The 23,975-nt window shown below is 65.8% G+C and carries 24 protein-coding genes; 5 read left to right on the top strand and 19 right to left on the bottom strand.

The window, feature by feature from the left end; translation table 11 throughout:
• Positions 1-3: 3 nt before the first annotated feature.
• The 9 genes from hisIE to RT551_RS03310 are packed head-to-tail and all read right to left on the bottom strand — an operon-like array spanning position 4 to position 7,407.
• Complete coding sequence (gene hisIE, locus RT551_RS03270; protein WP_313455646.1) at positions 4-627, bottom strand: bifunctional phosphoribosyl-AMP cyclohydrolase/phosphoribosyl-ATP diphosphatase HisIE; 624 nt, start codon at positions 625-627, stop codon at positions 4-6.
• Positions 617-1,393: an imidazole glycerol phosphate synthase subunit HisF gene (gene hisF, locus RT551_RS03275; protein ID WP_313455647.1), complete on the bottom strand. Its 777-nt coding sequence runs from the start codon at positions 1,391-1,393 to the stop codon at positions 617-619. Before hisF ends, hisIE begins: the two co-directional genes overlap by 11 nt.
• A complete protein-coding gene (gene hisA, locus RT551_RS03280; protein ID WP_313455649.1) occupies positions 1,387-2,121 on the bottom strand; it encodes a 1-(5-phosphoribosyl)-5-[(5-phosphoribosylamino)methylideneamino]imidazole-4-carboxamide isomerase in 735 nt (244 codons plus the stop codon). Before hisA ends, hisF begins: the two co-directional genes overlap by 7 nt.
• Complete coding sequence (hisH, locus tag RT551_RS03285) at positions 2,118-2,720, bottom strand: imidazole glycerol phosphate synthase subunit HisH (protein ID WP_313455651.1); 603 nt, start codon at positions 2,718-2,720, stop codon at positions 2,118-2,120. The genes hisA and hisH overlap by 4 nt, the downstream gene beginning before the upstream one ends.
• The gene (gene hisB, locus RT551_RS03290) at positions 2,717-3,790 is read right to left on the bottom strand and encodes a bifunctional histidinol-phosphatase/imidazoleglycerol-phosphate dehydratase HisB (protein ID WP_313455653.1); all 1,074 of its coding nucleotides are present in this window, start codon (positions 3,788-3,790) and stop codon (positions 2,717-2,719) included. Before hisB ends, hisH begins: the two co-directional genes overlap by 4 nt.
• The gene (gene hisC, locus RT551_RS03295) at positions 3,787-4,875 is read right to left on the bottom strand and encodes a histidinol-phosphate transaminase (protein WP_313455655.1); all 1,089 of its coding nucleotides are present in this window, start codon (positions 4,873-4,875) and stop codon (positions 3,787-3,789) included. The genes hisB and hisC overlap by 4 nt, the downstream gene beginning before the upstream one ends.
• Positions 4,872-6,167: a histidinol dehydrogenase gene (gene hisD / locus RT551_RS03300; RefSeq protein ID WP_313455657.1), complete on the bottom strand. Its 1,296-nt coding sequence runs from the start codon at positions 6,165-6,167 to the stop codon at positions 4,872-4,874. Before hisD ends, hisC begins: the two co-directional genes overlap by 4 nt.
• Entirely contained in the window at positions 6,164-7,075 is a 912-nt protein-coding gene (hisG, locus tag RT551_RS03305) for an ATP phosphoribosyltransferase (protein ID WP_311191049.1), read from the bottom strand. The genes hisD and hisG overlap by 4 nt, the downstream gene beginning before the upstream one ends.
• A gap of 11 nt (positions 7,076-7,086) precedes the next feature.
• Positions 7,087-7,407, bottom strand: coding sequence for a YerC/YecD family TrpR-related protein (locus tag RT551_RS03310; RefSeq protein WP_311191048.1), 321 nt, complete (start codon positions 7,405-7,407; stop codon positions 7,087-7,089).
• A gap of 603 nt (positions 7,408-8,010) precedes the next feature.
• Here RT551_RS03310 and RT551_RS03315 point away from each other — a divergent pair.
• Complete coding sequence (locus RT551_RS03315) at positions 8,011-9,534, top strand: ankyrin repeat domain-containing protein (RefSeq protein WP_313455660.1); 1,524 nt, start codon at positions 8,011-8,013, stop codon at positions 9,532-9,534.
• Positions 9,535-9,976: 442 nt separating this feature from the next.
• On the opposite strand, the gene hisS is transcribed toward RT551_RS03315, so the two are convergent.
• Entirely contained in the window at positions 9,977-11,374 is a 1,398-nt protein-coding gene (hisS, locus tag RT551_RS03320) for a histidine--tRNA ligase (protein ID WP_313455662.1), read from the bottom strand.
• 142 nt (positions 11,375-11,516) lie between these two features.
• On the opposite strand from hisS, the gene RT551_RS03325 reads away from it, so the two are divergent.
• Positions 11,517-12,278 (top strand): helix-turn-helix domain-containing protein, encoded by a 762-nt coding sequence (locus tag RT551_RS03325; RefSeq protein ID WP_313455664.1) that lies wholly within the window; start codon positions 11,517-11,519, stop codon positions 12,276-12,278.
• Positions 12,279-12,440: 162 nt separating this feature from the next.
• On the opposite strand, the gene thrC is transcribed toward RT551_RS03325, so the two are convergent.
• From thrC to RT551_RS03355, 6 genes are all read right to left on the bottom strand, one after another.
• Complete coding sequence (gene thrC / locus RT551_RS03330) at positions 12,441-13,730, bottom strand: threonine synthase (RefSeq protein WP_313455665.1); 1,290 nt, start codon at positions 13,728-13,730, stop codon at positions 12,441-12,443.
• Positions 13,731-13,764: 34 nt separating this feature from the next.
• The gene (locus RT551_RS03335) at positions 13,765-14,691 is read right to left on the bottom strand and encodes a homoserine kinase (RefSeq protein WP_313455666.1); all 927 of its coding nucleotides are present in this window, start codon (positions 14,689-14,691) and stop codon (positions 13,765-13,767) included.
• Entirely contained in the window at positions 14,688-17,213 is a 2,526-nt protein-coding gene (gene thrA / locus RT551_RS03340; protein ID WP_313455668.1) for a bifunctional aspartate kinase/homoserine dehydrogenase I, read from the bottom strand. Before thrA ends, RT551_RS03335 begins: the two co-directional genes overlap by 4 nt.
• An 86-nt stretch (positions 17,214-17,299) precedes the next feature.
• The gene (locus RT551_RS03345) at positions 17,300-17,545 is read right to left on the bottom strand and encodes a hypothetical protein (RefSeq protein ID WP_313455670.1); all 246 of its coding nucleotides are present in this window, start codon (positions 17,543-17,545) and stop codon (positions 17,300-17,302) included.
• Between the two features lie 18 nt (positions 17,546-17,563).
• The gene (locus tag RT551_RS03350; RefSeq protein ID WP_313455671.1) at positions 17,564-18,514 is read right to left on the bottom strand and encodes a DMT family transporter; all 951 of its coding nucleotides are present in this window, start codon (positions 18,512-18,514) and stop codon (positions 17,564-17,566) included.
• Positions 18,515-18,641: 127 nt separating this feature from the next.
• On the bottom strand, positions 18,642-19,403 hold the full coding sequence (locus RT551_RS03355; RefSeq protein ID WP_313455672.1) for an AraC family transcriptional regulator: 762 nt from the start codon (positions 19,401-19,403) through the stop codon (positions 18,642-18,644).
• A 195-nt stretch (positions 19,404-19,598) separates the two neighbouring features.
• Between RT551_RS03355 and RT551_RS03360 the strand changes: the two genes are divergently transcribed.
• The gene (locus RT551_RS03360) at positions 19,599-20,420 is read left to right on the top strand and encodes a DUF6491 family protein (protein WP_313455673.1); all 822 of its coding nucleotides are present in this window, start codon (positions 19,599-19,601) and stop codon (positions 20,418-20,420) included.
• 72 nt (positions 20,421-20,492) lie between these two features.
• Here RT551_RS03360 and RT551_RS03365 read toward each other — a convergent pair whose 3' ends face one another.
• Both RT551_RS03365 and RT551_RS03370 read right to left on the bottom strand, forming a co-directional pair.
• Positions 20,493-20,942, bottom strand: coding sequence for a PA2169 family four-helix-bundle protein (locus RT551_RS03365; RefSeq protein ID WP_313455674.1), 450 nt, complete (start codon positions 20,940-20,942; stop codon positions 20,493-20,495).
• A gap of 213 nt (positions 20,943-21,155) precedes the next feature.
• Complete coding sequence (locus tag RT551_RS03370) at positions 21,156-21,614, bottom strand: hypothetical protein (RefSeq protein ID WP_313455676.1); 459 nt, start codon at positions 21,612-21,614, stop codon at positions 21,156-21,158.
• Positions 21,615-21,744: 130 nt separating this feature from the next.
• Between RT551_RS03370 and RT551_RS03375 the strand changes: the two genes are divergently transcribed.
• A complete protein-coding gene (locus tag RT551_RS03375; protein ID WP_313455677.1) occupies positions 21,745-22,032 on the top strand; it encodes a hypothetical protein in 288 nt (95 codons plus the stop codon).
• A 169-nt stretch (positions 22,033-22,201) separates the two neighbouring features.
• Here the strand turns inward: RT551_RS03375 and RT551_RS03380 are convergent, their stop codons facing one another.
• The gene (locus RT551_RS03380; RefSeq protein WP_313455678.1) at positions 22,202-22,597 is read right to left on the bottom strand and encodes a hypothetical protein; all 396 of its coding nucleotides are present in this window, start codon (positions 22,595-22,597) and stop codon (positions 22,202-22,204) included.
• Positions 22,598-22,851: 254 nt separating this feature from the next.
• On the opposite strand from RT551_RS03380, the gene RT551_RS03385 reads away from it, so the two are divergent.
• On the top strand, positions 22,852-23,469 hold the full coding sequence (locus tag RT551_RS03385) for a hypothetical protein (RefSeq protein ID WP_313455680.1): 618 nt from the start codon (positions 22,852-22,854) through the stop codon (positions 23,467-23,469).
• The last annotated feature ends 506 nt before the right edge of the window (positions 23,470-23,975 follow it).

Here is a 23,975-nt window from a genome sequence, read left to right on the forward strand (position 1 = left end):
CCATCAGCGGGCGTGTCGTTCCTGCAGCACCGCGACCGCATCGTCCAGCGAAAGGCCGCGTGCGCGCAGCAGCACAATCAGGTGGAACAGCAGATCGGCCGACTCGCCCAGCAGCGCGGCGTCGTCCTGCGCCACCCCCGCCAGTGCGGTTTCCACCCCTTCCTCGCCCACCTTCTGCGCAATGCGGCGCACGCCATCCTCGAACAGGCGGGTGGTATAGCTCTTCTCCGGGCGCTGCTGCTCGCGCTGCTGCACCAGGGCGTCCAGACGTCCGAGGAAGTTGCCCGGGGCACGCTCGAAGCAGCTTTCCGCGCCGGTGTGGCAGGTCGGCCCGGCCGGGCGCGCGGTCACCAGCAGGGTGTCGTTGTCGCAGTCGATCCGCACCGCCAGCACGGTGAGCACGTTGCCGGAGGACTCGCCCTTGGTCCACAGGCGCTGCTTGCTGCGGCTGTAGAAGGTCATCTGGCCACTGGCCAGGGTGGCCGCCAGCGACTCGGCGTTGGCATAGCCCAGCATCAGCACGGCCAGGGTGTCGGCATCCTGCACCACCACCGGCAGCAGGCCGTCACCCTTGGACCAGTCCAGCTGCTCCAGCGCCTGCGGCGACGGCAGCACTTCAATAGACATCACGAACCTCGATCTGTTGCGCGCGCAGGAACTGCTTCAGCGCGGGAATGGCAATGGAGCCGCTGTGGAACACGCTGGCGGCCAGCGCGCCGTCCACGTCGGCCTGGTCGAACACATCGGCGAAGTGCTGCATCTCGCCGGCACCGCCGGAGGCGATCAACGGCACCTGGCAGACCGCGCGGGCCTGGGCCAGCTGCTCCACGTCGTAGCCGCGGCGTACGCCGTCGCTGTCCATGCAGTTGAGCACGATCTCACCGGCACCCCGGCGTTGCACTTCCTGCACCCAGTCCAGGGTCCGCACGGGTACGGCCTGGGTCTTGCTGGGGTCGCCGGTGAAGCGGCGCACGCGCCATTGGCCATCCGGCTCGCGCACCGAGTCGATGCCGACCACCACGCACTGCACGCCGAATTCGTCGGCCAGCTCGGTGATCAGTTCGGGCCGGCCCAGCGCCGGCGAGTTGATGGAGATCTTGTCGGCCCCGGCAAACAGCACCCGGCGCGCGGTGTCCACGCTGTCGATGCCCCCGGCCACGCAGAACGGAATGTCGATCAGGCGCGCGATGCGCTCGATCCAGGCCACGTCCACAGAGCGCGCTTCCGGGCTGGCCCCGATGTCGTAGAACACCAGTTCGTCCGCGCCCTGGTCGCGGTAGCGCTGGGCCAGTTCGGCGATGTCGCCCATGTCGACGTGGTCGCGGAAGCGCACGCCCTTGACCACGCGGCCATCGCGTACGTCCAGGCAGGGAATGATGCGCCGGCTCAACATGCCAGTGCCTCGCCCAGGTCCATGCGCTGTTCCAGCAGCGCCTTGCCCAGGACCGCGCCGGCGCAGCCGGCCGCACGCGCGCCGGCCACGTCGGCCACATCGCGTACGCCACCCGACGCCTGCACCGCCACGCCGGGAAGGCGTGCTGCAAGGTGCCGGTACAGCTCCAGATTCGGCCCGGCGAGCATCCCGTCGCGGGCGATGTCGGTGCACAGCAGGTGGCGCAGGCCCGCAGCGGCGTACCGATCAGCCAGTACATCGAGGGTGACCCCGGCGTTCTCGGTCCAGCCATGTACCGGCAGCTGCCACAGGCCCTGTTCGTCCTGGCGGGCGTCCAGCGCGATGGTGATCCGCTCCGGCCCGAACTCCTGCAGCCAGCCGATCACCTGTTCCGGCTCACGCACCGCCAGCGATCCGACCACCACCCGGCTGGCCCCCGCATCAAGAATACGCGCCACGTCGTCGCGGCCACGCACGCCGCCGCCGGTCTGCACCTGAAGACCCGTATTGGCTCGGATCGCAGCTAGCAGCGGGGCCAGCGTGTAACCGCCGGCGCGCGCCGCATCCAGGTCCACCAGGTGCATCCAGCTCGCCCCCTGCGCCTCGAATGCCTGTGCACGCGGCAGCGGATCGTCGCCGTAGTGGGTTTCCTGCGCGTAGTCGCCCTGGCGCAGGCGCACCACGCGGCCTTCGCGGATATCCAGTGCAGGGTAAACGGTGAAACTCATACAGCGGTGCCCTCAAGGAAATTGCGCAGCATCAGCGACCCGGTGTCGCCGGAACGCTCGGGATGGAACTGGGCTCCGAAGTAACGGCCCTGCTCCACCATCGCGGTGAACAGACCCCCGTGGTCGCAGGCGGCGACGGTGTGGGCGTTCAGCGGCGCGGCATAGCTGTGCACGAAGTAAGCGCTGGCGCGTTCCGGAATGTCCTTCAGCAGCAGCGACGGCTTCAGCGGCAACAGCCGGTTCCAGCCCATGTGCGGCACGCGGATGCCGGTGGCCGGCACCAGCTTGCGCACCGTGCCGGGAATCAGTGCCAGGGTTTCCACGCCGGATTCTTCGGAGTGTTCAAACAACAGCTGCATGCCCAGGCAGATGCCCATCAACGGCACCTCCAGCTGCCGCAGCGGTTCCACCAGCCCCTGCTCGTGCAGGCGCTGCATGGCCGGTTTGGCCGCGCCGACACCGGGCAGGATCACCCGCTGCGCGCCTTGCAGCCCGGCCGCGGTGCGCACCAACTGTACGCGCGCGCCCAGCCGCTCCAGTGCATAGCGCACCGAACCCAGGTTGGCCCCGCCTGCATCAATCAGCGCAACCTCGGTCACAGCGCCCCCTTGGTGCTGGGCAGCGCCGTGCCCTGGCGCGGCAGTGCCTGGCGCAGCGCACGCGCCAGCGCCTTGAAGCAGGCTTCCACCTTGTGGTGGTCGTTGTCACCGTGCACGCTCAGGTGCAGGTTCAGCCCGGACGCATCGCACAACGAGCGGAAGAAGTGCGGCACCAGCTCGGTCGGCATGTCGCCTACCCGTTCGCGCTTGAACTCACCTTCGAACACGAAGTACGGGCGGCCGCTGAAATCCAGCGCCGCGCTGGCCAGGGTTTCATCCATCGGCAGGGTGAAGCCGTAGCGACCGATGCCGCGCTTGTCGCCCAGCGCCTCGCGCAGCGCCTGACCCAACGCCAGTCCGGTGTCTTCAATGGTGTGGTGTTCATCAATGTGCAGGTCGCCCTCGGCCTGCACGCTCAGCGCGAAACCGCCGTGCTTGCCGATCTGCTCCAGCATGTGGTCGAAGAACGGCAGGCCGGTGTGGGTTTTCGGCTCGGCGGTGCGGTCCAGGTCGACATCGACACGGATCTTTGTTTCCTTGGTATTGCGCTGTACCGTGGCGCGGCGCGGGGCGTCGGCCAGTTCGTGGGCAATGCCATTCCAGTCCCACTCGCCGCCGAACTGTTCGGTGCGCAGCTGGAACCCGCGGATGTTCATGTTCTGCGCGAACTGGATGTCGGTCGGGCGGTCGCCAACCATGCCCGAGCGCGCCCAGTCGATGTTCCGGTCCTGCAGGTACGGCAGCATCATGCCAATGCCCGGCTTGCGGGTCGGCGCGTTGTCGTGCGGCCAGGTGCCGTCGATCAGCACGTCACGGAACACGATGCCCTGGCTTTCGAAGATCTGCAGCATCAGGTTGTTGGGACCGTCGAACGACGCCTGCGGGTAGCCTTCGCTGCCCAGCCCGTCCTGGTTGCTGACGATCACGAACTGATAGCCGGCATCGCGCAGCTTGAGCATCGCCGGAATCACGTCACGCACGAAACGGATCTTCTCGTACGCGTCGATCTGAAAATCGGCGGGCTCTTCGATCAGGGTGCCGTCGCGGTCGACGAACAGAATGGGGGTCATGCGGCGGCCCTCCCGGCAGTGAGTACCTGCAGCACACGGTCGTTCTCGGCCGGGCTGCCCACGGTGATGCGCAACGCGTCGCCCAACTGCGGTGCGGCGCGCTGGTCGCGCACCACCACGCCGCTGGCGAGCAGTGCGTCGAATGCCGCCTGCGCGTCGTTGAAGCGGACCAGCAGGTAGTTGCCCTGCGAGGCGTAGACACGGCGCACGCCGGGAGCGCTCTGCAGTGCCTGCTGCAGGCGGGCGCGTTCGGCCTTTACCTCTGCCACGCGCGCAGCGGTGGTCTTCAGGGCCGTCGGTTCCAACGCGGCCAGTGCCAGCGCACTACAGGGTGCCGGCACCGGGTACGGGGCCTGGCAGCGGCGCAGCAACTGGATCAGCTCCGGCGCGGCGATCAGCGAACCGATGCGGGCGGCGGCCAGCGCGTGTGCCTTGGACAGCGTACGCAGCACAGCCAGGTTGTCGTAACGGTCCAGCAGGGTCACGGCCGACGCTTGTTCGGCGTATTCGCCGTAGGCCTCGTCCACCACTACCACCGCCCTGCCCCGCAGCGCCGTGGCCACGCGTTCGATCTCGCCCAAGGCGATGCTGCTGCCGGCGGGGTTCGACGGTGTGCACAGGAACACCAGCTTGGCCTTGCCGGACAGCGCAGTGGCGATGATCGCGTCGATGTCGGCGTTGAGCCCACTCTCGCTATCCAGCAGCGGCACCTCCAGCAGTGGCGCGTTCTGCAGGCGCGAGCACACCGCATACATGCCGAACACCGGCGGGGTCACCAGCACTGCGTCACGGCCGGGTTCGCACAGTGCGCGCACCAGCAGGTCAATCGCTTCGTCACTGCCGCGCCCGATCAGCAGCTGTTCCGGCGTGCAGCCGTACAGCGCGGCCAGCCGCGCGCGCAGCGCCTCCGGCTGCGGCTCCGGGTAGCGGCGCGCGCTGCCCTGCGGGTCGGCCGGATTGGCCCAGGCGGACTCGTTGGCATTGAGCCAGACATCCCCCACCAGCGCGCTGCTGCGCGCAGAGGAGTAACCGGCAAACGCGCGCAGATCGTCGCGCACCAGCGAAAGCACGGAAGAGGCGTTCATGCCGCCGTCTCCATGCGCAGCGCCACCGCATTCTCGTGCGCGTCGAGGCCTTCGGCTCGCGCCAGCACGCGTGCACTGTCACCAATGCCGGCAATGCCCTGCACCGTGGCCTGCTGCACGCTGATCAAGTTCTGGAAGCTGGACACGCTGACGCCGCTGTAGGCGCGCGCGGCACCAGCCGTGGGCAGCACGTGGTTGGTGCCGCTGCAGTAGTCGCCCAGCGCTTCGGGCGTGTAGTCGCCCAGGAACACCGAACCGGCCGCTTCCACCTGCGGCAACCAGTCACGCGGCTCGCGCAGGGCCAGAATGAGATGTTCCGGTGCGTAGCGGTTGCTGATCTGGAACGCCTGCACCAGCGACTCGACCAGGATCAGTCTGGAACTGTCCAATGCCTGCGTGGCGATATCCGCGCGGGACAGCTGGGCCAACTGCTGCTGCACCTGTGTCTCCACCTGTTCCAGCAGCGCGGCATCGTCGGTGAGCAGCAGCACCTGCGAATCCGGGCCGTGCTCGGCCTGCGACAGCAGATCGGCGGCGACGAACGCGGGATTGGCACCGGCATCGGCAATCACCAGCACTTCCGACGGGCCGGCCGGCATGTCGATGGCGGCAGCACCGTCCTGCGCGACCTGCTGCTTGGCTTCGGTCACGTAGCTGTTGCCCGGCCCGAACAACTTGTCGCAGGCCGGCACGCTGTCGGTACCGTAGGCCATCGCGGCAATCGCCTGCGCACCGCCGAGCTTGAACACGCGGTCCACGCCGGTCAGGCGCGCCGCGACCAGCACCGCGGGATCGGCGGTGCCGTCCTTGCGCGGCGGCGTGCACAGCACCACCTCCCGGCAGCCGGCCAGCTGCGCGGGCACGCCCAGCATCAACGCGGTGGACGGCAGCGGCGCACTGCCGGCGGGCACGTACAGGCCAACGCGGCCGATTGCGCGCACCATGCGTTCGCAGCGCACGCCCGGCGCGGTTTCAACCGCATAGCCTTGGCTCATGCCGGCCTTGTGGAAGACGCGGATGCGTTCGGCGGCATCGATCATCGCCTGGCGCAGCTCGGCAGGTACAGCGCGCTCGGCGGCCGCGAACTCCTCGTCGCTCACTTCGAAGCTGTCCGGCGCGATGCCGTCGAAGCGCAGGCTGATTTCACGCAGCGCGGCGTCGCCATCTTCGCGTACGGCGGCAATCAGCGCGGCCACCGATTCACGGGTGCGTGCGGCCACGGCCTGCACAGGACGCTGCAGGGCGTCGGCCTGGGCGGCGGCATCGAGTTGGTTCCATTGCAGACGGTTCATGCCAGCGACCGCTCCACGCTCAGTACCTTCAGCCCCTGCGCACCGGCGCGCTCCAGTTCTTCCAGGCGCTGCCAGGTGAGTGCGCCGTGGCACATGGTCTGCAGGCGCAGGTGGCCGCCATCATCGGGCAGCTGTTCCAGCGGATCGGCATCGGGAAGCAGGCGGGTCAGTTCGCTCACGCGTTCTGCGGCGGCGCGGAACATCAGCAGCTTGCTGTCCTGCTGCTTGACCACGCCGTCCAAGCGACGCAGCAGCATGGCCATCAGGCCCGCGCGGGCATCGTCGGGGGTGCGCACCGGACCGGCCAGCACGGCTTCGCTTTCTAGCAGGGTTTCGACCGGCTTGAGCTGGTTGGCGGCCAGTGTCGCGCCGCTGGAGACCAGGTCGCAGATCAGGTCGGCGGTGCCCAGACGCGGCGCGATTTCAACCGAGCCGGAGAGTTCCACCACCTGGGCATCGACGCCCTGGGCGGCGAGCCAGTCGGTGAGGATCGCCGGGTAGCTGGTCGCGATGCGCTTGCCGGCAAGCTGCTGCACGCCCTGCCAATCCCATTCCTCGGGCACGGCGAGCATCAGCCGGCACTGGCCGAAGTTGAGCCCGCGCAGCGCCTGGTAGGTATCGGGAAGGCCGATCTGACGGCGCGCGGCGGCCTGTTCGTCCAGTTCGTTGCGGCCGACGATGCCGAAGTCGCAGACGCCATCGGCGATCAGGCCGGGAATGTCGTCATCGCGCACCAGCAGCAGGTCCACCGGCAGCGATTCGCCGTAGCAGAACAGCTTGTCACGGCTCTGCCGCCAGCTCAGGCCGCAGGCGGTCAGCAGGCTGCGGGCGGGCTCGGCCAGGCGGCCACTCTTCTGGATGGCGATACGCAGCCGGTCGCGGGCCGGGGCGTTCTGGGTTGCACTCATGGGGGAGGTCTCTACTCGGATTCTGGGGTGGCAGACGTGACGGCGATGGCGGCGGCATAGCCGCGATGCCCATGCTCGAGCGAACGGGCGACGCGCCCGGTGGTGGTCACGCTGACACCGGTCAACTCATGGATTTCGCGATACGGCACGCCCTGCTGCAGCAGCGGCACCACCTTCCAGCGGTCGGCCAGGGCCTCCAGCTCAGCGGGGGTGCACAGGTCACGCAGAAAGGCGGTGACCTGTTCAGGTTCAGTCAGGCCAGCAAAGGCCCGCGCCAGGCACTCAAGGTCTGCCTGGGGGTCCTTCTGGCGGGGGTCGGGGCGTGTTTTCATCGTATCAATGTAATAGCGTGTTATTACATTAGCGCAAATTCGGCCTCATGCCAAATCCTTGCCTGCCCCGTTCACCTGGACGTAGAGCCGGGCTTGCCCGGCTGCTGTTGGATTCGTGCGAACAACCCTCGGCTCACGGAACTCCTGGATTGGCGGGTCGGGATAGCCGTTCCGGGGGACGGCGTGAATCCCCCTCCGGGGCCCGGCCCAGCCGCTGGCGGCTGGGCGTTCAGCCGCACGCGAGGCAGTGCCTCGCAAGCAGCGCGCCTTCACCCCTGGAGCCCCGGTCGCGGCATCCATGCCGCTCACGCCCCTCCAGCCCACCCCGACCTGCCATCGACAGGCGGTCGGTGGCCACCAAAGATCAAAACCACGCGGTCACCACGCCAATCGAATGGCTCGGGATGCTGGCCCGGTAGCGTCGGTCGACAGACGACGGCCGTGAAATCCCCAACATCCGGTAACGCATGACCCCATATCGAAATCGCCCTTGATTCGCCATTTCGTTGCAGATCGAAATCAGAAAGCGCCTGCCGGCCGGCCACCGCATGATGCCGCCCCCCCCTAACGCCCTGGCTGACAGATTCAGCCCATAACGCCGCTATGCGCATCGAGCCGACCAACGCTTCCCCCCATGCCTCGCAAACCGCTGCCAAAAACAAAGGCAACGCTCCCTCAGGCCCCGCCACGTCGGTGTGCAGCGTAAAAAACCAGCCCTCACAAGCATCAGCTGCGACTGCGGAGTTGCCAAAAAAGGAGCCGTCTCCCTACGGCCATCTACTCCTACTCCCCTGCGAAATGCGTCATGCAGTATTCGAGAAGTTGAGCATCCATGACCTGGCAGTCCTCGCAAAGACGTCAACCGCCTTGCGCGCTGACTGCGTCGCCGTAGCCCTCTCCAACGACGCTTCAACGCTGAAAGCGCATTGGTTCGAAGCAGCCCGCCAGAACCGCACAGAGACGATCGAGCTGCTTTTGGCGGCTGGTTTCGACCGCAACACCCTGGACAGCGATGATCGAAACGCAGTGTATTACGCAGCACTGAAGGGAAATCTGGAAGCAACTGTGATGCTTCGCGACGCTGCACAGGACGCTGAAGGCATCACCACGCTCGATGGAAAGCCGGGCGCGTCGCGCCTGCTTCACTATTTCGCCGGCTGGGGAGACTCTACCGCGGTGAAGACGTTGGTTGCCGCAGGTTGCCATCCAGACTCTATCGACCGCGGCGAGACAGCGCTGATGGCCGCTATTGAAAGCAAGCGTCCCGACTGCGTACGCGTGCTGCTGGAAGCAGGGGCCAATCCGAACGGAGCCAATGAACGCAATGCTGAAACTCCGCTTTCTTCCGCAATTGCGCGTGGATGCAACAAGATCGTTGAGATGCTGCTTGCTCAACCCGGCATCTATCTGAGCAATCCGGATAGCGGGTGGTTGGATCCCATGGCTAGAGCGCTGCGATTCGGCATGTATGACAAGAAACAGCCCAACATCCTGATGCAGCTTAAGCAGTTCGATGCCAGTCGGGAACACCCGGAAGCTGACAGGTGGGTCAAAGCGGCCGTAGAGGGCGACCTTGCAACGTTGTCTGAGCTCCTTACGAGCCACGGTGTCAAGGCCATTGATGCACACTCCACGCGGTCAGCCACCGCCCTCTGGTACGCGGCCTCGCATGATCACTTGGGTGCCGTCCACACGCTGATATCGTGGGGAGCGAACCCCGGCCTTCACGACGGAAATGGTGAAACAGCACTCTCGGCAGCTGTATACAAAGGTTTCGCCCGGGTAGTCGAGTACCTGTTGAAGTTCCCTCAGGAGCTCGACATGCTCGATGCTTCAGGCACTAGCCTCCTCCACCACGCTGCACGCAATGGAAGGTCGGACATTGTCGAGATGTTGAGTCGCGCCGGCACCAATCTGAACGTTCAAAGCGTGAAGGAGCTAGATACTCCCCTGCACTATGTCGCGTGGCATGGACATACGGACATGGTGAAGTTGCTCTTGCGGCTGGGTGCCGATCCGCATGCAAAGAACGCGGATGGGAAGTCGCCGCTGGATCGCGCTCACCAGTCGCGTTCACGCGAAACGATTGCCGCGTTTGAAGCGCATTTGAAGGCTGCGGGTCTGTAGCAGAACTCGGGTATCACAATCCATCTGGGCCATCCGGTGCCCGGTCGGGCGGTTTTGGTGGATTGAATGCGTTACCGGGCGTTGGCGGTTTCACGACCGTCGTCTGTCGACCGACGCTACCGATCCAACACCGTGAACGGGTTTTGATTGTCGATGGCCACCGACGCACTGTCGATGGCGGGTCGGGATGGGCTGGAGGGGGCGTGAGCCGCATGGATGCGGCGATCGAGCTTACAAGGACGTTCTTGCAGCGTCCCCCGGAACGCCCGTCCCGAGCCGCCAAACCGTGGATGCCGTGAACCGAGGGTTGTTCGCACGAATCCAACAGCAGCCGGGCAAGCCCGGCTCTACGGATGGCGTGCAATCAAGCCGTGCCAGCAACGCCGGAAACAACAACGGCACCGTCAGGTGCCGTTGTTGTTTGGAACATTCAACACATGCCTCACGCCATCGCGCGGGTCTGTTCCAGTTCTACCTGCAGGGCGCTGGCCAGCTCTTCGCGGGCGACTTCGAACTGCTGTTCGCGCAGCAGGTCCTTTACCGCCACCACGCCGCGGGCAAGTTCGTCTTCGCCCACCAGCACCACGAAGCGGATGCCCGCCTTCGCAGCGTACTGGAACTGCTTGCCGATCTTCTTCGGCTCCATCTGCACTTCGGTGTTGATGCCACCGGCGCGCAGGCGACGGGCCAGGTCCAGCGAACCCGGCAGGCCGTTGTCGTCCATCAAGGCCACCAGCGCGTGCACGCTGCTGTCTTCGATGCCCGCAATCAGGCCGGCCTCGCGCAGCTGCCAGAACAGGCGGGTCAGGCCGATCGAGATGCCCACGCCAGGCAGCTTCGACTTGCTGTAGTGGCTGGCCAGGTCTTCATAGCGGCCGCCCGAGCAGATCGAGCCGATCTGCGGGTGGTCGGTCAGCGTGGTTTCGTACACCGTGCCGGTGTAGTAATCCAGGCCGCGCGCAATCGAGAAGTTCAGGCAGTACGCCGTTTCCGGCACGCCCAGCGCCTTCACCAGCTCCAGCACTTCGCGCAGCTCGGCCACACCCACCTTCAGGGTGTCGCTTGCAGCCGCGTCGGCGACCAGCGCGTCCAACTGCGCCAAGGCATCGGCGTGGCTGCTCGAACGCACCGCCACGAAGGCCAGAATGCGTTCCACCTGCTCGGCCGGAATGCCGAAGCCTTCGCCGGTCAGCGTTTCGCGCACGTAGTCCGGGCCGCGCTTGTCCAGCTTGTCCACTTCGCGCAGCACCGCCAGCTGGCGCTCGCCATCAGCCACGCCCAGGCTTTCGAAGAAGCCGCGCATCAGCTTGCGGTTGTTCAACTGCACCGAGAAATCGCCGATGCGCAGTTCCGAGAACACCGCGTGGATCACCGCCAACACTTCCGCGTCGTAGCGGGTGCTCAGCGTGTCCTTGCCGATCACGTCGATGTCGCACTGGTAGAACTCGCGGAAACGACCGCGCTGGGCGCGCTCGCCGCGGTACACGCGCTGCATCTGGTAACGACGGAACGGGAAGGTCAGGTCGTGCTCGTGCTCGGCCACGTAACGGGCCAGCGGCACGGTCAGGTCGAAACGCAGGGCCAGTTCCGGCAGGCTCTTGTCGCCGGCTTCGGCCGCATTGGCCAGCGCACCGGTGGACTGCACGAAGTACACCTGGCGCTCGGTCTCACCACCCGACTTGGTCAGCAGCACGTCCGACAGCTCGAACACCGGGGTTTCCACCGGCAGGAACCCGAACCGCTCATAGTTGCGGCGGATGACGTCCAGCATGCGCTGGAACGCGATCTGCTCGCGCGGCAGCAGTTCCATGATGCCGGGCGGCGTACGGGGCTTGATCACTTGCGGAACTCCTGCTCGAAACGTGGGGGTGTGCGGACCGCCTATTGTAGCCGCAGCGGGCCTTCAGGCCCCAGCCAGCGGCTGTAATCCGGCTGAACCGCCGCATGAAGTATCATACGGGGGTCTCGTTCACTGGCTCCACATGACCCGGCCCCACTCCGGCACCGCACTTTCCGCTGTAGACGACCCCGCACCGGGGTGTTCGGCGCTGAAAGACTGCCTGCACTGCTCGGTCCGCCATCTGGCGGTCTGCTCGGCGCTGTCGCCGGATGAAGTGCAGGCGCTGGAACGGGTCACCGTGTCGCAGCCGCTGCCGCTGGGGGCCACCCTGGCCCGCGCCGGTGAGCCGCGCCAACATGTCTATACCTTGACCAGTGGTGCCCTGCGGCTGGTTCGCACTCTGGCCGATGGCCGCCGCCAGATCAGCAGCTTCGTGCTGCCCGGCGACTACCTGGGCCTGACCGGTAGCGACCATCACCGCTACGACATCGAGGCCATCGCCGACAGCCGGGTGTGCCGGGTGGCGCTGAGCCAGATGAAGGACCTGCGTGCGCGCTACCCGCACCTGGAGCGCAAGCTACTGCAGCGTGCCTGCCAGGAGCTGGACGCCGCCGCCGATGCCGCGCTGGCCCTGGGCCGGCTGCAGCCGGCGGAGAAGCTGGCCGATTTCCTGCTGCGACTGGCGGCGCGTGAGGCCCCGCTGGGCGGGAATGCGCTGCGGGTGACCCTGCCGATGGGTCGCGGTGATATTGCCGACCATCTGGGGCTGACGATGGAAACGGTGAGCCGTACGTTTACCAAGCTGCGCCAGTCGGGGCTGATTGCCCTGCCCCATCTGAACACCGTTGAGATTCTGGATCAGGACGGGTTGCGCGAGCTTTCGGCAGACGAAGGCTGGGCGTAAAGGCACCTTCGGGGCTCACGCGTGCTATAAAAACGACGCGATGTCGTAGAGCCGGGCTTGCCCGGCTGGCCTTTTGCGCGCGAACTGCAGCCGGGCATGCCCGGCTCTACATCAGCGATTCACCGCAATCACACGTAGTGACGGGCCATGCCCGTCAAACGCTCACCCCAACAACACCTCACGCAACGCCGCATATTCCGGCACACACGGCTCCGCCTTCGCCGGCCGCTCCAGCAGTTCCGCCAACGCCGCCGGCACCTGCAACGGTCGCCCGATCAACGGCTCCACCACCGACTCAAACTTCGCCGGGTGCGCGGTCGCTGCCACTGCCCAATGCCCCTGCACGCCTTCAGCCCGCAGCTGCTCCAGCAGATGCACCGCCGTCGCGGTATGCGGGCAGAACACCTCCCCCGCTTCGGCATAACGCCGGGTAATCACCTCGCGAATCGCCGCGTCATCCACGGACTCACTGCGGAACGCCCCGCGCAGCGCCACATCATCCTCCCCAAACAGCCAGCGCAGCCGCTCGAAGTTGCTCGGCGCACCGACATCCATGGCATTGGCCAAGGTCGCCACACTGGTCGCCGGACTGTACGCCGCACCATGGAAGAAGCGCGGCAGCACCGCATTCGCATTGGTCGCCAGTGCAATCTGCCCGATCGGCAGGCCCATACCACGCGCCAGCACTGCGGCCATGGCATTGCCCAGATTGCCGGTCGGCACCACCAGGTTCAGCACTTCGCCCGTAGCCGCATGGTGATTCAAAGCAGCATCAGCGTAGTAACTCATCTGCGGCAACCATCGCCCCAGGCTGATGCTGTTGGCCGAACTCAACGGAACCTGTTTCTGCAGCTCCTCGTCGCCCAGCGCCTGCTTCACCATCGCCTGGCAGTCGTCGAACGACCCAGCCACGCGCAGGGTGTGGATGTTGTCGCCAAAGCACCCCAGCTGATGCGCCTGGCGCGGCGACACCCGGCCATCCGGATACAGCACCACCACACGGATGCCAGGCTGGCGATGGAACGCAGCCGCCACAGCCGCGCCGGTATCGCCCGAGGTCGCCACCACAATGGTCAGCGGACGGCTCTGGTCGCGCTGCAGCCGCGACAGGCTGGCGGCCAGGAAGCGCGCACCGAAGTCCTTGAAGGCAGCGGTGGGACCATGGAACAGCTCCAGCACGTGATCGCCGGGCGTGGACAGCGGCACCAATGGAGCCGGGAAAGTAAACGCCTGTTCGCACAATGCGGCTAGATCACTCTGCAAGCCATCGCCGGCAAAGTACGGGGCAAGCACGGCTTCGGCATTGGCAGCCAGGCTGCCGCGCGTCGACCATGCCTGCGGCTGCGGCCGCACTTCCGGAACATACAGCCCGCCATCGGGCGCGAGACCGGCCGCCAGCGCCTGGCTGAGCGACGCGGCGGGCGCGGCGTGACGCGTAGAAACGAAATTCATGAAAAGTCCTGAAAGTAGAAAGACGAACCCGTGCTCACAGCAGATGCGCCGCCGGCGCGTTCAACGGCGACACCCAGGCCTGACTGTCGAAACCGGCCTCGGCGAATGCCTGCTGCACCGAAGCACGTGCGGCTTCCGCCGCTTCGCGCTGCTCAAACCAGGCAAACACGCTGGGGCCAGCACCCGAGATGCTCGCTCCCATCGCGCCGGCTGCCAGCGCGGCATCGCGGGCAGCTTCGAAGCCAACGATCAGCACAGCGCGGCGCGGCTCGACCAGCACATCGCGCAGCCCTGCCCGCACCCGCGCGGCATCACCGCTGTAACAGCCGCTGATCACCAGCGCCAGGTTCGCGCTCTGCGCCACAAATTCAGACAACGCATAGTGCCCCTGCAAGGCAGCACGTGCGCGGCGTGTTTCCAACACCGCATCCGGATGCACCAGCAGGCTGTGCCACGCCTCCGGCACCGGCAGTGGCACCAGCTGGTCGGCCGTGCTCAACACCAACCCGCCGAGCAGCATCGGCCCCAGGTTGTCGCCATGCCTTCCGCCGCTGGCTACCGCCTCACCGGTCAGCGCGAACGGATACAGCGCCTCCCGAGACAGCGGCGCATCCAGCAGCGCATTGGCGGCCACCAGTGCCGCCACGCAGGACGCCGCCGATCCGCCCATGCCCGACCCGAGCGGGATGCCCTTGTCGATCTCCAGCTCGAATCCGAACGGCAACCCCTGCGCCTCGCGCAGTGCGATCAATGCCGCACCGGCGGTGTTGGCGGCGGCCTCCAGCGGTAGATCGACCGTGGTGCCACGAATCGCCGCAATCCGCACCTCTGGCTCGGCAATGCGCCGCACCGTGACGGTGTCGCCCACACCGGAGATGGCATGGCCAAGAATGTCGAAACCCACCGCCACGTTGCCAACCGACGCCGGTGCAAACGCCTTCGCAATGTCGCCTTCGCTCACAGCCGCGCCCCCTCGCCCGCCGCCACGCGCAGCACATCGGCAAACACGCCGGCGGCGGTCACTTCCGGGCCCGCACCCGGCCCTTGCACCACCAGCGGGTTGTCGCAGTAACGGCGCGTGGTGAACGACACCACGTTGTCGGTGAGGCGCAGGTTGGCGAAGGCATGGCTGACCGGCAGCTCCACCAGCCCGACCTGTGCACCTTCATTCGACAACCGGGCCACGTAACGCAGCACCGCGCCGCGCGCCTTTGCCTGTGCCAGACGCTCTGCAAATGCGGCATCCACACTGGACAAACCGGCCAAGAAATCGGCCACGCTGGATTCGCGCAGGGACTCCGGCACCAGGCTTTCCACCTGCACCTGCTCCAGGCTCAGTTCGCGTCCGGCTTCGCGGGCCAGAATGACCAGCTTGCGCGCTACGTCCACACCGGACAGATCGTCGCGCGGATCCGGTTCCGTGTAGCCGAGCCGGCGTGCTTCGGTCACCAGCTGCGAGAACGGCGCCTGCCCGTCGTACTTGTTGAACAGCCAGGCCAGCGTGCCGGAGAAGATCCCATCAATGGCGAGGATCTCATCACCGGTATCCACCAAGTCGCGCAGCGTGGTGATCACCGGCAACCCTGCGCCCACCGTGGCCTCATAGCGGAAGCGCGCGCCACTGGCTGCCGCTGCCTCACGAATGGCGTGATAGCGCGCCAGCGGACCGGCACCGGCCTGCTTGTTCGGGGTCACCACGTGAATGCCCGCCGCCAGCCAACCGGCATAGCGTTCGGCCACTTCGGCACTGCCGCTGCAGTCGATGATCAGCGCATGCGGCAGATGAGCCGACTGCAGATGCTCGGTGAATTTGTCCAGATCGGACGCTTCGCCCTGCCCGGCCAGCGCCGCGCGCCAGTCGCCACTGAGACCACGCGGCTCCAGCCGCATGCGGCTGCGCGACGCCACCGCGCGCAGGCGCAGGTCCACGTTGGCGCGGGACAGCAGCCCGCCATGCGTGGCCAGCAGCTGGTCCAGCAATGCCGCGCCGACGTTGCCCGGCCCGATCACCCCCACCGAGAAGGTCTGCGGCGACAGCCAGAAGCCCGCATGCGCCGCGCGCAATGCCTTGGTCGCCTGACCGCTGTCCACGGCGACGGAGATGTTGCGCTCGGATGAGCCCTGCGCAATTGCCAGAATATTCACCTGCGCACGGCCCAGCGATTCAAACAAGCGCGCGGCTACGCCCGGCTGCCCGGCCATGCCGTCGCCCACTGCTGCCAGCACGCTGACGTTGTCGGTCAGCTGCACGCGCTGCACCTGGCCCACGCTCAGTTCATGTGCAAAGGCCTGCAGCAGCGCTGCTCGTGCTGCCGCCGCTTCCGCCTGGCGTACCACGCAGCAGATGGAATGTTCTGACGACCCCTGCGAGATCATCACCACCGAAACGTGTGCATTGCGCAGCGCCGCGAACACACGCTCGGCGGTGCCGGGTACGCCGATCAATCCGGTGCCCTCCAGGTTCAACAGGGCCAGGTCCGGGCTCAGGGTCAGCCCCTTGATCGGACCGCCCACGGTGCGCTCGCCGGTGATGCGGGTGCCGGGGTGATCGGGCTGGAAGGTGTTGCGGATGATGATCGGCAGGCCACGCTCGATCGCCGGCGACATCGTCTGTGGATGCACCACTTTCGCGCCGAAGTACGCCAGTTCACAGGCTTCGTCGTAGCTGAGCGATTCCAATTGCACCGCTTCGGGTACCACACGTGGGTCGGCGGAGAGCACGCCATCCACGTCGGTCCAGATATGCAGCTCATCAGCATTGAACAGCGCCGCGAAGATCGCGCCGGAGTAGTCGCTGCCGTTGCGGCCCAGGGTGGTGATGCGGTCGCGGCGGTCGCGCGCGACAAAGCCGGTCGCCACCACGCGTGGCCCCGGATTCGCTTCGCGCCATTCGGCCAGCCGCAGCGCGCTCTGCTCCCAGTCCACGTCCACGCCCAGCTCGCCGCGATCCACCACCAGCACGTCGCGCGCATCCAGCACCGCGCAGTCGTGGCCGATGCTGCGCAAGTAATGCCCCAGCAGGTGCGCGGAATACACTTCCCCCAGGCCCTGCACGCGGTCCAGCACTTCCGGCGGCAAACCGCCGATCACGCCCAGCGCGGCCAGCACTTCAGCCAGATGATCGAAGCGCGCATCCAGCCACTCCACCGTAGGACCGGAATGCTCGCCCAGCAGCGCCACCGCCGCAACGCGATGGCGTGCGCGCAGTGCATGCCAGTCATCGCGCCACTGCGGGGCATCTTCGGCGGCACGTTCGGCCAGTGCGATCAGCGCGTCGGTAACGCCCTTCATTGCCGACACCACTGTGACCTGCACGGCCTCGTCGCGGGCCAGCAGCAGCTGGGCCACGTGGCGGTAACGCTCGGCGTCGGCTACCGAGGTGCCGCCGAACTTGTGCACCACCGTGGCGGTGGCGACTTTCAGCGGCGAAAGCGGCGCGGAAGCAGCGGCGGCGTCAGAAGATGGAGCGGCAGCGATGGACATGTTGACCTCGTTTGAGGCCCCGCGTCATCCAGGCTGAAGGGGATTCCCCGCCACCTGGTCTGGTGCGGGGCCGTGGTTTTCGGAAGTTACGCGAAGACGACGGACCGCACCGGACGAGTGGTACCGGTGGTAATGGTGGTGGTGCCGATGGTGCGACCAGACGTCTGCGCGCCGCCGATAAGGGCGGTGGTGAGCAGAGCAGCGGCGGCGGCGATCAGGACCATGCGCCAAGAAAACAACGCCGCCGGGCAGCTTGTCAAGTGTTGCGCCGCAAAAATCCAAACCTGCCGATCTTCACGCAACGTCGTTGAAAACGTTACGAATGTGACCATCCATATCGCACAACGCTTTCACCCTACATGCTCCGCCACCGCACGCGGCGGCCGGTGTGCATGCGCACACAGCAGCACCCCCGACACCAGGCAGGCAATCGCCAGCAGTTCCATCAGCGTCGGCCAGCGCTGCTGCCACGCGAACCCGTACAACAGCGCAAACAGGGTCTCAAAGACGATCATCTGCCCGGTAAGGGTGAGCGGCAGGTTCTGGCTGGCGCGGTTCCAGCAGGCATTGCCCACCACCGAGGCCACCACCGCCACGCCGGCACTGATCACCCAGAACCACACCCAGTCCGACGACACGTGCACCGTCGCCGAAGGCAACACGAACGCACTCGGCACCAGAAGCAACGCCAGCCCGCCGGTGGCCACGCCGGTCAGCAGCGACCAGTCGTGCCCGGACAGGTCCGGCCGCCGGGCCAGCCAACGGCTGTTGCCGATGGAGTACAGCGCCCACGACAACAGCGCCCCGAACGCGCACACCAGTCCCAGCAGACGCCGCCCCACCGAGCCTTCCGCATGCTCCGCCTGCAGCGCCTCATAGCCCACAAGCGCCACGCCCAGCACACATAACGCCAGCGCCGGCGCGAGCTGCTTCAGGGGCACCGCGCCTTTCTCGCGCACGCCCACCAGGGTGACCACGACCGGAATGAGCCCCACGATCAGCGAAGCCGCCGCACCGCCGGCCCATTGCACCGCGTTGGACAGCAGCACGAAATACACCAGGTTGCCGGCAAGGCTGAGCCACAGCAGGCCCTTCCATTCGGCCGCACCGATGCGCGTACGCAGGTCCTTCCAGCGCGGGGCCAGCAGGATGATCGCGATCAGGCCGTAGACCAGATAGCGGCCAGCCGACAGCTGCACCGCACTGAACTGGCTGAGCACGGCAGGAGCCAGGAACACCACGCCCCACAGCGCGCCAGCGGTGACGCCGTTGGCAATGCCAACGCCCATTGAACGGTTCATCTGACTACAGGGCTCCGGGTGGGGGGAGCCGGGAGTTTAGGGGGAGTGGCGGGGGGATTTCTTGACCCAGGCTATTGCGGTGGGATTATCGGGTTGCCGGCCAGCGGCCGGCACTACCGTCGGGCGATCAGGCATCCGGTAGTGCCGGCCGCTGGCCGGCAACTCGCAATGCCCGATAAAACCGCCGATATTCCGCCGGGGTCATGCCCCATTCCCGCCGCAAAGCACGCGTCAACGCGCTCTGCTCCGAATACCCCGCACGCTGCGCGATCTCCGCAATCGATGCGTCGCTTTCCACCAGCTGCGCCCGCGACCAGCGCAACCGGCATCCGCTCAGCCACGCCTGCGGGCTCAGTTCAAACGCCTGCTGAAACAGCGCATGCAATCGGCTGCTACTCACCCCCACCGCAGCCGCAATCCGCGCCACCGGCCAATCCTGCCCCGGTGCCTGCGCGATTCGTGCACACACCGCCTGCAGGCGCGTGGCCGTGCCCGCCGGCGAAAACGCCTGCAGCAGCACCGGCAACTCGCGCTCAACCACTGCGTCGTCCACCGCCTCGCCCGGCAACATCGCCAGCCGCCGCGCCATCGCCCGCACGGGGGCCGGCAACGCCAGGGTCGGCAGCGCGTTCAATCGCTCCAGCGTGTGGTCGTCGAACATGTCTGCCGGGCAATCGACAATCAGGAACCGGTCGTGGGCCGTCGCCGTCTGCGCATGCCCCGCATGCGGAGCCACGAAAATACCCTGCAGCACATCCAGCCGGCTGCCCCGCCCCTCCAGCTCAAACGACAGCTCGCCCTGCAGCGGCACCACCCACTGCGCCACATCGTGCCGGTCCACCGAAGAGGACGGCCCATAACGGCGCAGGTTGAAGGCAGCGGACGACATGACAGAACGTAACGAAATCCAGAAGGAGCAACCAGTCTGCGCCGCCAGCCGCCCCGCCGCAACGACGACTCGAGGTCCCGTAGAGCCGGGTCTTGCCCGGCTGCTCTTCGCGCAAACCACACCCCACTCTGTAACCTCCCCCAAAATCCCCGATGCTATATTCCAAACCGTCCCGTACAGCAAAGGAGTGCCGAAATGAAAAAATCCCGCCTCCCCGCCCTGCTAGCCCTGGCCCTCGCCGCCACCCCGCTCGCCAGCGCCGAACCCGCCACCACCCCACTCCCCTCCAACTCGCCCAACCGCGTGGCCCCGGCCCCGAACTGCATGGACGCGCGCGGCCTGCGCGAAATGAACCAGGTGAGCGACACCCACATTTCCCTGCGGGCCGCCGACCAGTCCACCTGGAAGGTCACGTTCAAGGAAAACTGCCCCGGCCTGATGGCATCGCCCAACCCGCAGATCCTCGCCGAGGAAAGCTGGGTCTGCGGCACCGGCCAGGAACGTGTAGTGGCCGATGGCAAGGACTGCGGCATTGCCTCGGTTGAACAGATGACCCGCAAGGAGTTCGCCGAAGAAGCACGCCAGGCCGACCGTGGCGGCATTGCCACTCTGGCCGCCGTGAACGTCAAAGAATCCAAGCGCACCCTGCGTGGCTCCCCCTCGTACTGCTTCGATACCCGCCACGTGCGCAGCTACGGCGACAACATCAAAGGCTTCACCGTGCAGACCAATCCCAAGCGCTCCGGTGGCAACAAGGAGTATGTCGTGGAAGTGGGAGCCAACTGCCGCGCTCTGATGCATTCGCCCGCCATCCAGTTCCGCTCGGGCTTCGGCACCAGCCTGATCTGCGGCAATCCCGGCGACGTGGTGGTGATGACCTCGCAGGTCAACGCCCCTGGCGGCGGCGATGCGACCGGCGAAGATCTGTCCTTCATCAACCGCAGCTCCGGCCTGCCGCGCGCCTCCATGGGCATCGGCGATCGCTGCGATGTGCTGGCGGTGTATCCCGCCGGTTGAGCGTTTACGCTTATAGCAGACACACAAAGGCCCCGGCAAAACCGGGGCCTTTGCTTTAATGCACCGAAAAAATCAGTGCTTCATTGCATGCTTGCGGTCGCGCATCACCGCGTGGGTCTCCTGCACCTGCGGCAGCAGGCGGGTGACTTCCTGGCGGGCAGCCGGCGGCAGATCGTTGTCGGTGGCCGCGTCCTTGAACGCCTTCAGCAGACGATCTTCCGACTCTTCCAGCTCGGCCACATAGCCGTACTGGGTGTCGCCCAGGGTCGCGCGGACCTTGCCATAGAACTGCTGCATCGAACCGACCACCGTGCCGTGCTCGGCCGGCTTGCCACCGGCGGCAGCGACGGTGCTGCTGAGCGAGGTGACGATGTTCGACTTCACGCCCGCAATGCGGGTGAACAGTGCAGACAGTTCCGCATCTTTCACCTTGCCGGCAGCTTCGGTGTAGAAGTCCTTGCCGTCGCGGGCGATTTCGATCAGGTCATTGAGGGTGCTGGTGGTTTCAGAATGAGTGCTCACGTAATTCAACTCCTGCGTTTTTGGAATGACCCGTGTCGGGGTGGGGCCACTCTTCCGCAGTTGGAATGAAGTGCGCGTGACCTCAAAATCACGCGCTGTACGCGATGTTTGCGCGGCGCAAAGCCAATGTAATTTTCGCGTGTGCAAGTCGGCCATACAGTCACCAACGCCTGAAGCATTTACGAACGCAAGCTGTCTGGCCCGAATGCTTCATCAACCCACAAAACGCCCATTCAACACTCTTTCCGACCCCTCAACAGGCACCCTCAACACCCACTCCAACGGAAACACATCCGCGCGCTCCATCCCCAATGCCTCAGCAAGCGCCACATAATCCGCCTCCGCATCAATGAACTCAGCAGAAGGCAGGAACAGATACTCCCCCTCCACCAGCAGCGCCGCATGCCCCACCGAAGGCCCCTCCTCCGTGTTCACCTGCAGAACGCCAACCAACTCCCGGCCGCCCGGCGTAACAAAGGAAGCCGCCACAGAAAGCGACAACCGCCCCAATGGCACCGACGACTGCTCCAACGGTGTCACCCAGGTCTCATCCTCGTCCTCCCCCAGCGCCTGATCTCCTGCATCGGAAACGAACTGCCAGATCGGAAACCCCACCAGATCAGACGGAACAAGCTCATCAATCGGCTTACGGGGCAACGAAACATCGCTCATCAAGAACCTCCGTCGTGCAAGGGGAGCCCATGTTCCACCGCCCGCACTGACACCACAACCCCACGGTCATCGCCCTTCGTTGACATCAGGAATGGGACGATCACGACACCGCCCCACGCCGCAGCCCCCAATGCAGCAGCTCGAAACCCGCCACGTCACAGCGCACGCGCAGGTGCCGAACCCCGGCCAAGCCCCCACCGCACCGGAACCGCCGGTCGAAGCCCCACCGCCGGAAGAACCCACTCGCGAAGATCCGCCGAGCGAAGCACCGCCGGAGCGCGACCCGCCCCCATCCAAGCCGCCGCTGGAAGCCCCAGTGCCGCCAAAGGAACGCGCACAAACGCGCTACGTCTTCGCGCAAGGCCGCTGGCAGCATCTGGACAGGGAAGCGCTTCCGCTTTACGCCGCAACGGCCTGACGGCCTGCTCATCTTCGGCCTCAGCGAACCGGGCACCTGGCCACAAAGTGTGGCCGCGGCGTGCGGCACCGGTAGGGTCGCACGACAGTCGACCGCCGATAACCGCTCAACACGCGATAGGGCATGACCACCAAACGCAGGCGCGCCTCCAACAGGCGCCGCGAAAACCTCAGCCCTTCACCCGCCTGATCGAGCGGACATAAATGATGTCCTCCGAGCACCCAAACCCATCCACCCTCCGATCCCCGATCTCAAACCACATCATCTCGGGCATGCTCAGGACAGGTCGAAACTGCAACTCGCCGGACAGAACCACCGCCCTCTGATTCCAGCGCCGACGGTTGCGCACCACCTCTTTCGGCAGCGCCAGATCGTAGCAACGCCCATCGTCGGCCTTGATCAAACCCAATCCGCCGCCGCCATGGCCACCGGTGAAGACCTTCACCACCCCACGCACCTCCATCACCTCTTCCCCATCGAAGGGGGATGACGTCTCCAGGAAGGTCTGGCACCCAGACGCAGACCCGCAGATGGCAGCAATGACCAGCAGCTTCCGTACGCGCATGGCAGCACCTTCAGAGTAATTTGCACGACTGGGTATCACGCCGACGCGCTCCGCTTTGGTAGGGTCGCACGACAGTCGACCGCCGACAACGGCACAACGCGCGGTGGGGCATGACCGCCAAACGCAGCCGCCTCCCCGAAGCCGACCATACGCCGACACACTGACTGAATCGAGCTCTGCAGCAGCATCCCGTATAGTCTCTTCCTGGAGTACACGCGCGGCACGAAATGCCACCCCATCAAGGATCGAGGGCAATGAACAACATTCATCCACAAGAACCTGGAAGGCGTCACCGCGCCGGAATCAGCATGACTGTCCTGACGATACTCGCTTCGGCGCTGGTATCAGGTAGCGCATTTTCAGCACCGTCCTACATTGAAGACGATGTCGCCACGAGGGCATACATGCTGGATGCCGGCGTTTCGTTTGAGGAAGCCAGAAGCCGACTTCGAGTTCAGGCAGAACTCGATCCACATATCGTAAGGCTCCGCACGCAGTATGCTGAACGCATTGCGTTTCTTTCCATCGAGGCACACCCCGATCAACACCTGCGCATCGGATTGAAGGGTGCTGCAGTTGAACCTGACCAAGTGATCACCGTTGACGGGACCCCGGTTAGGGTCCAGTTTGAATCCGGCCAGCCGTATACCGGGCAGGAATTCAGTCAGGTGCTGGCGAAAGCAGCTCCCGTCATCTACACACTCATCCCCGACGTCACGGGAATCTCGGGCCAACCGGAGCGCCGTGCGATCGAGATCCACATTCAAGGCTTCGATACCGATGTGTACGAACCTGCAGTCAAGGAGCTCGAGGCAATGACGCGCCTGAAGATTGAGTTCAGGCCAGGAATGTCCAGATCACGCAACCTTTGAAAATGACGAAGAGACATTGCTGGTGCAGGTGCCGGTGCTAGGCTGGGCTGGGCTGGGCTGGGCTGGGCAGGTAGGGTCGCACGACAGTCGACCGCCGATAGCAGTTCAACGCCCGGTGAGGCATGAACACCGAATGGAATCAGGTCTCCGGTAACTGCATGCACCAAAGCAGCGACATAGGTCATCGGCAATTGCGTGCAGATCCAAGGTCTCGCGGCGGGCACCTCCGTGCCCTGCTGTCATTCGACGCTGTCGTCGCGATGCTGGTCGCACTTGCCCTGCAGATCACCTTCGCTTTGTTCCTGCTTCTGCACGATGCTCCGAAGCTTGCTCAACGTGAGGCAGATGAGTTCCGCACCGTTCTGACTTGGGTCGAGCGGCCGCTCTCCTCCTTCCCGCCCGTGCGCCCGCCCCCTCCAATACCCAGAAGCCGCCCCAATGCAACGATTGGGCAAGCAGAGCGCACGGTATCTACCTCCCCGGCGGGCGAGCAGTTCGTCGAATCG

This window comes from Stenotrophomonas sp. (assembly GCF_032103445.1).
Taxonomy (GTDB): domain Bacteria; phylum Pseudomonadota; class Gammaproteobacteria; order Xanthomonadales; family Xanthomonadaceae; genus Stenotrophomonas.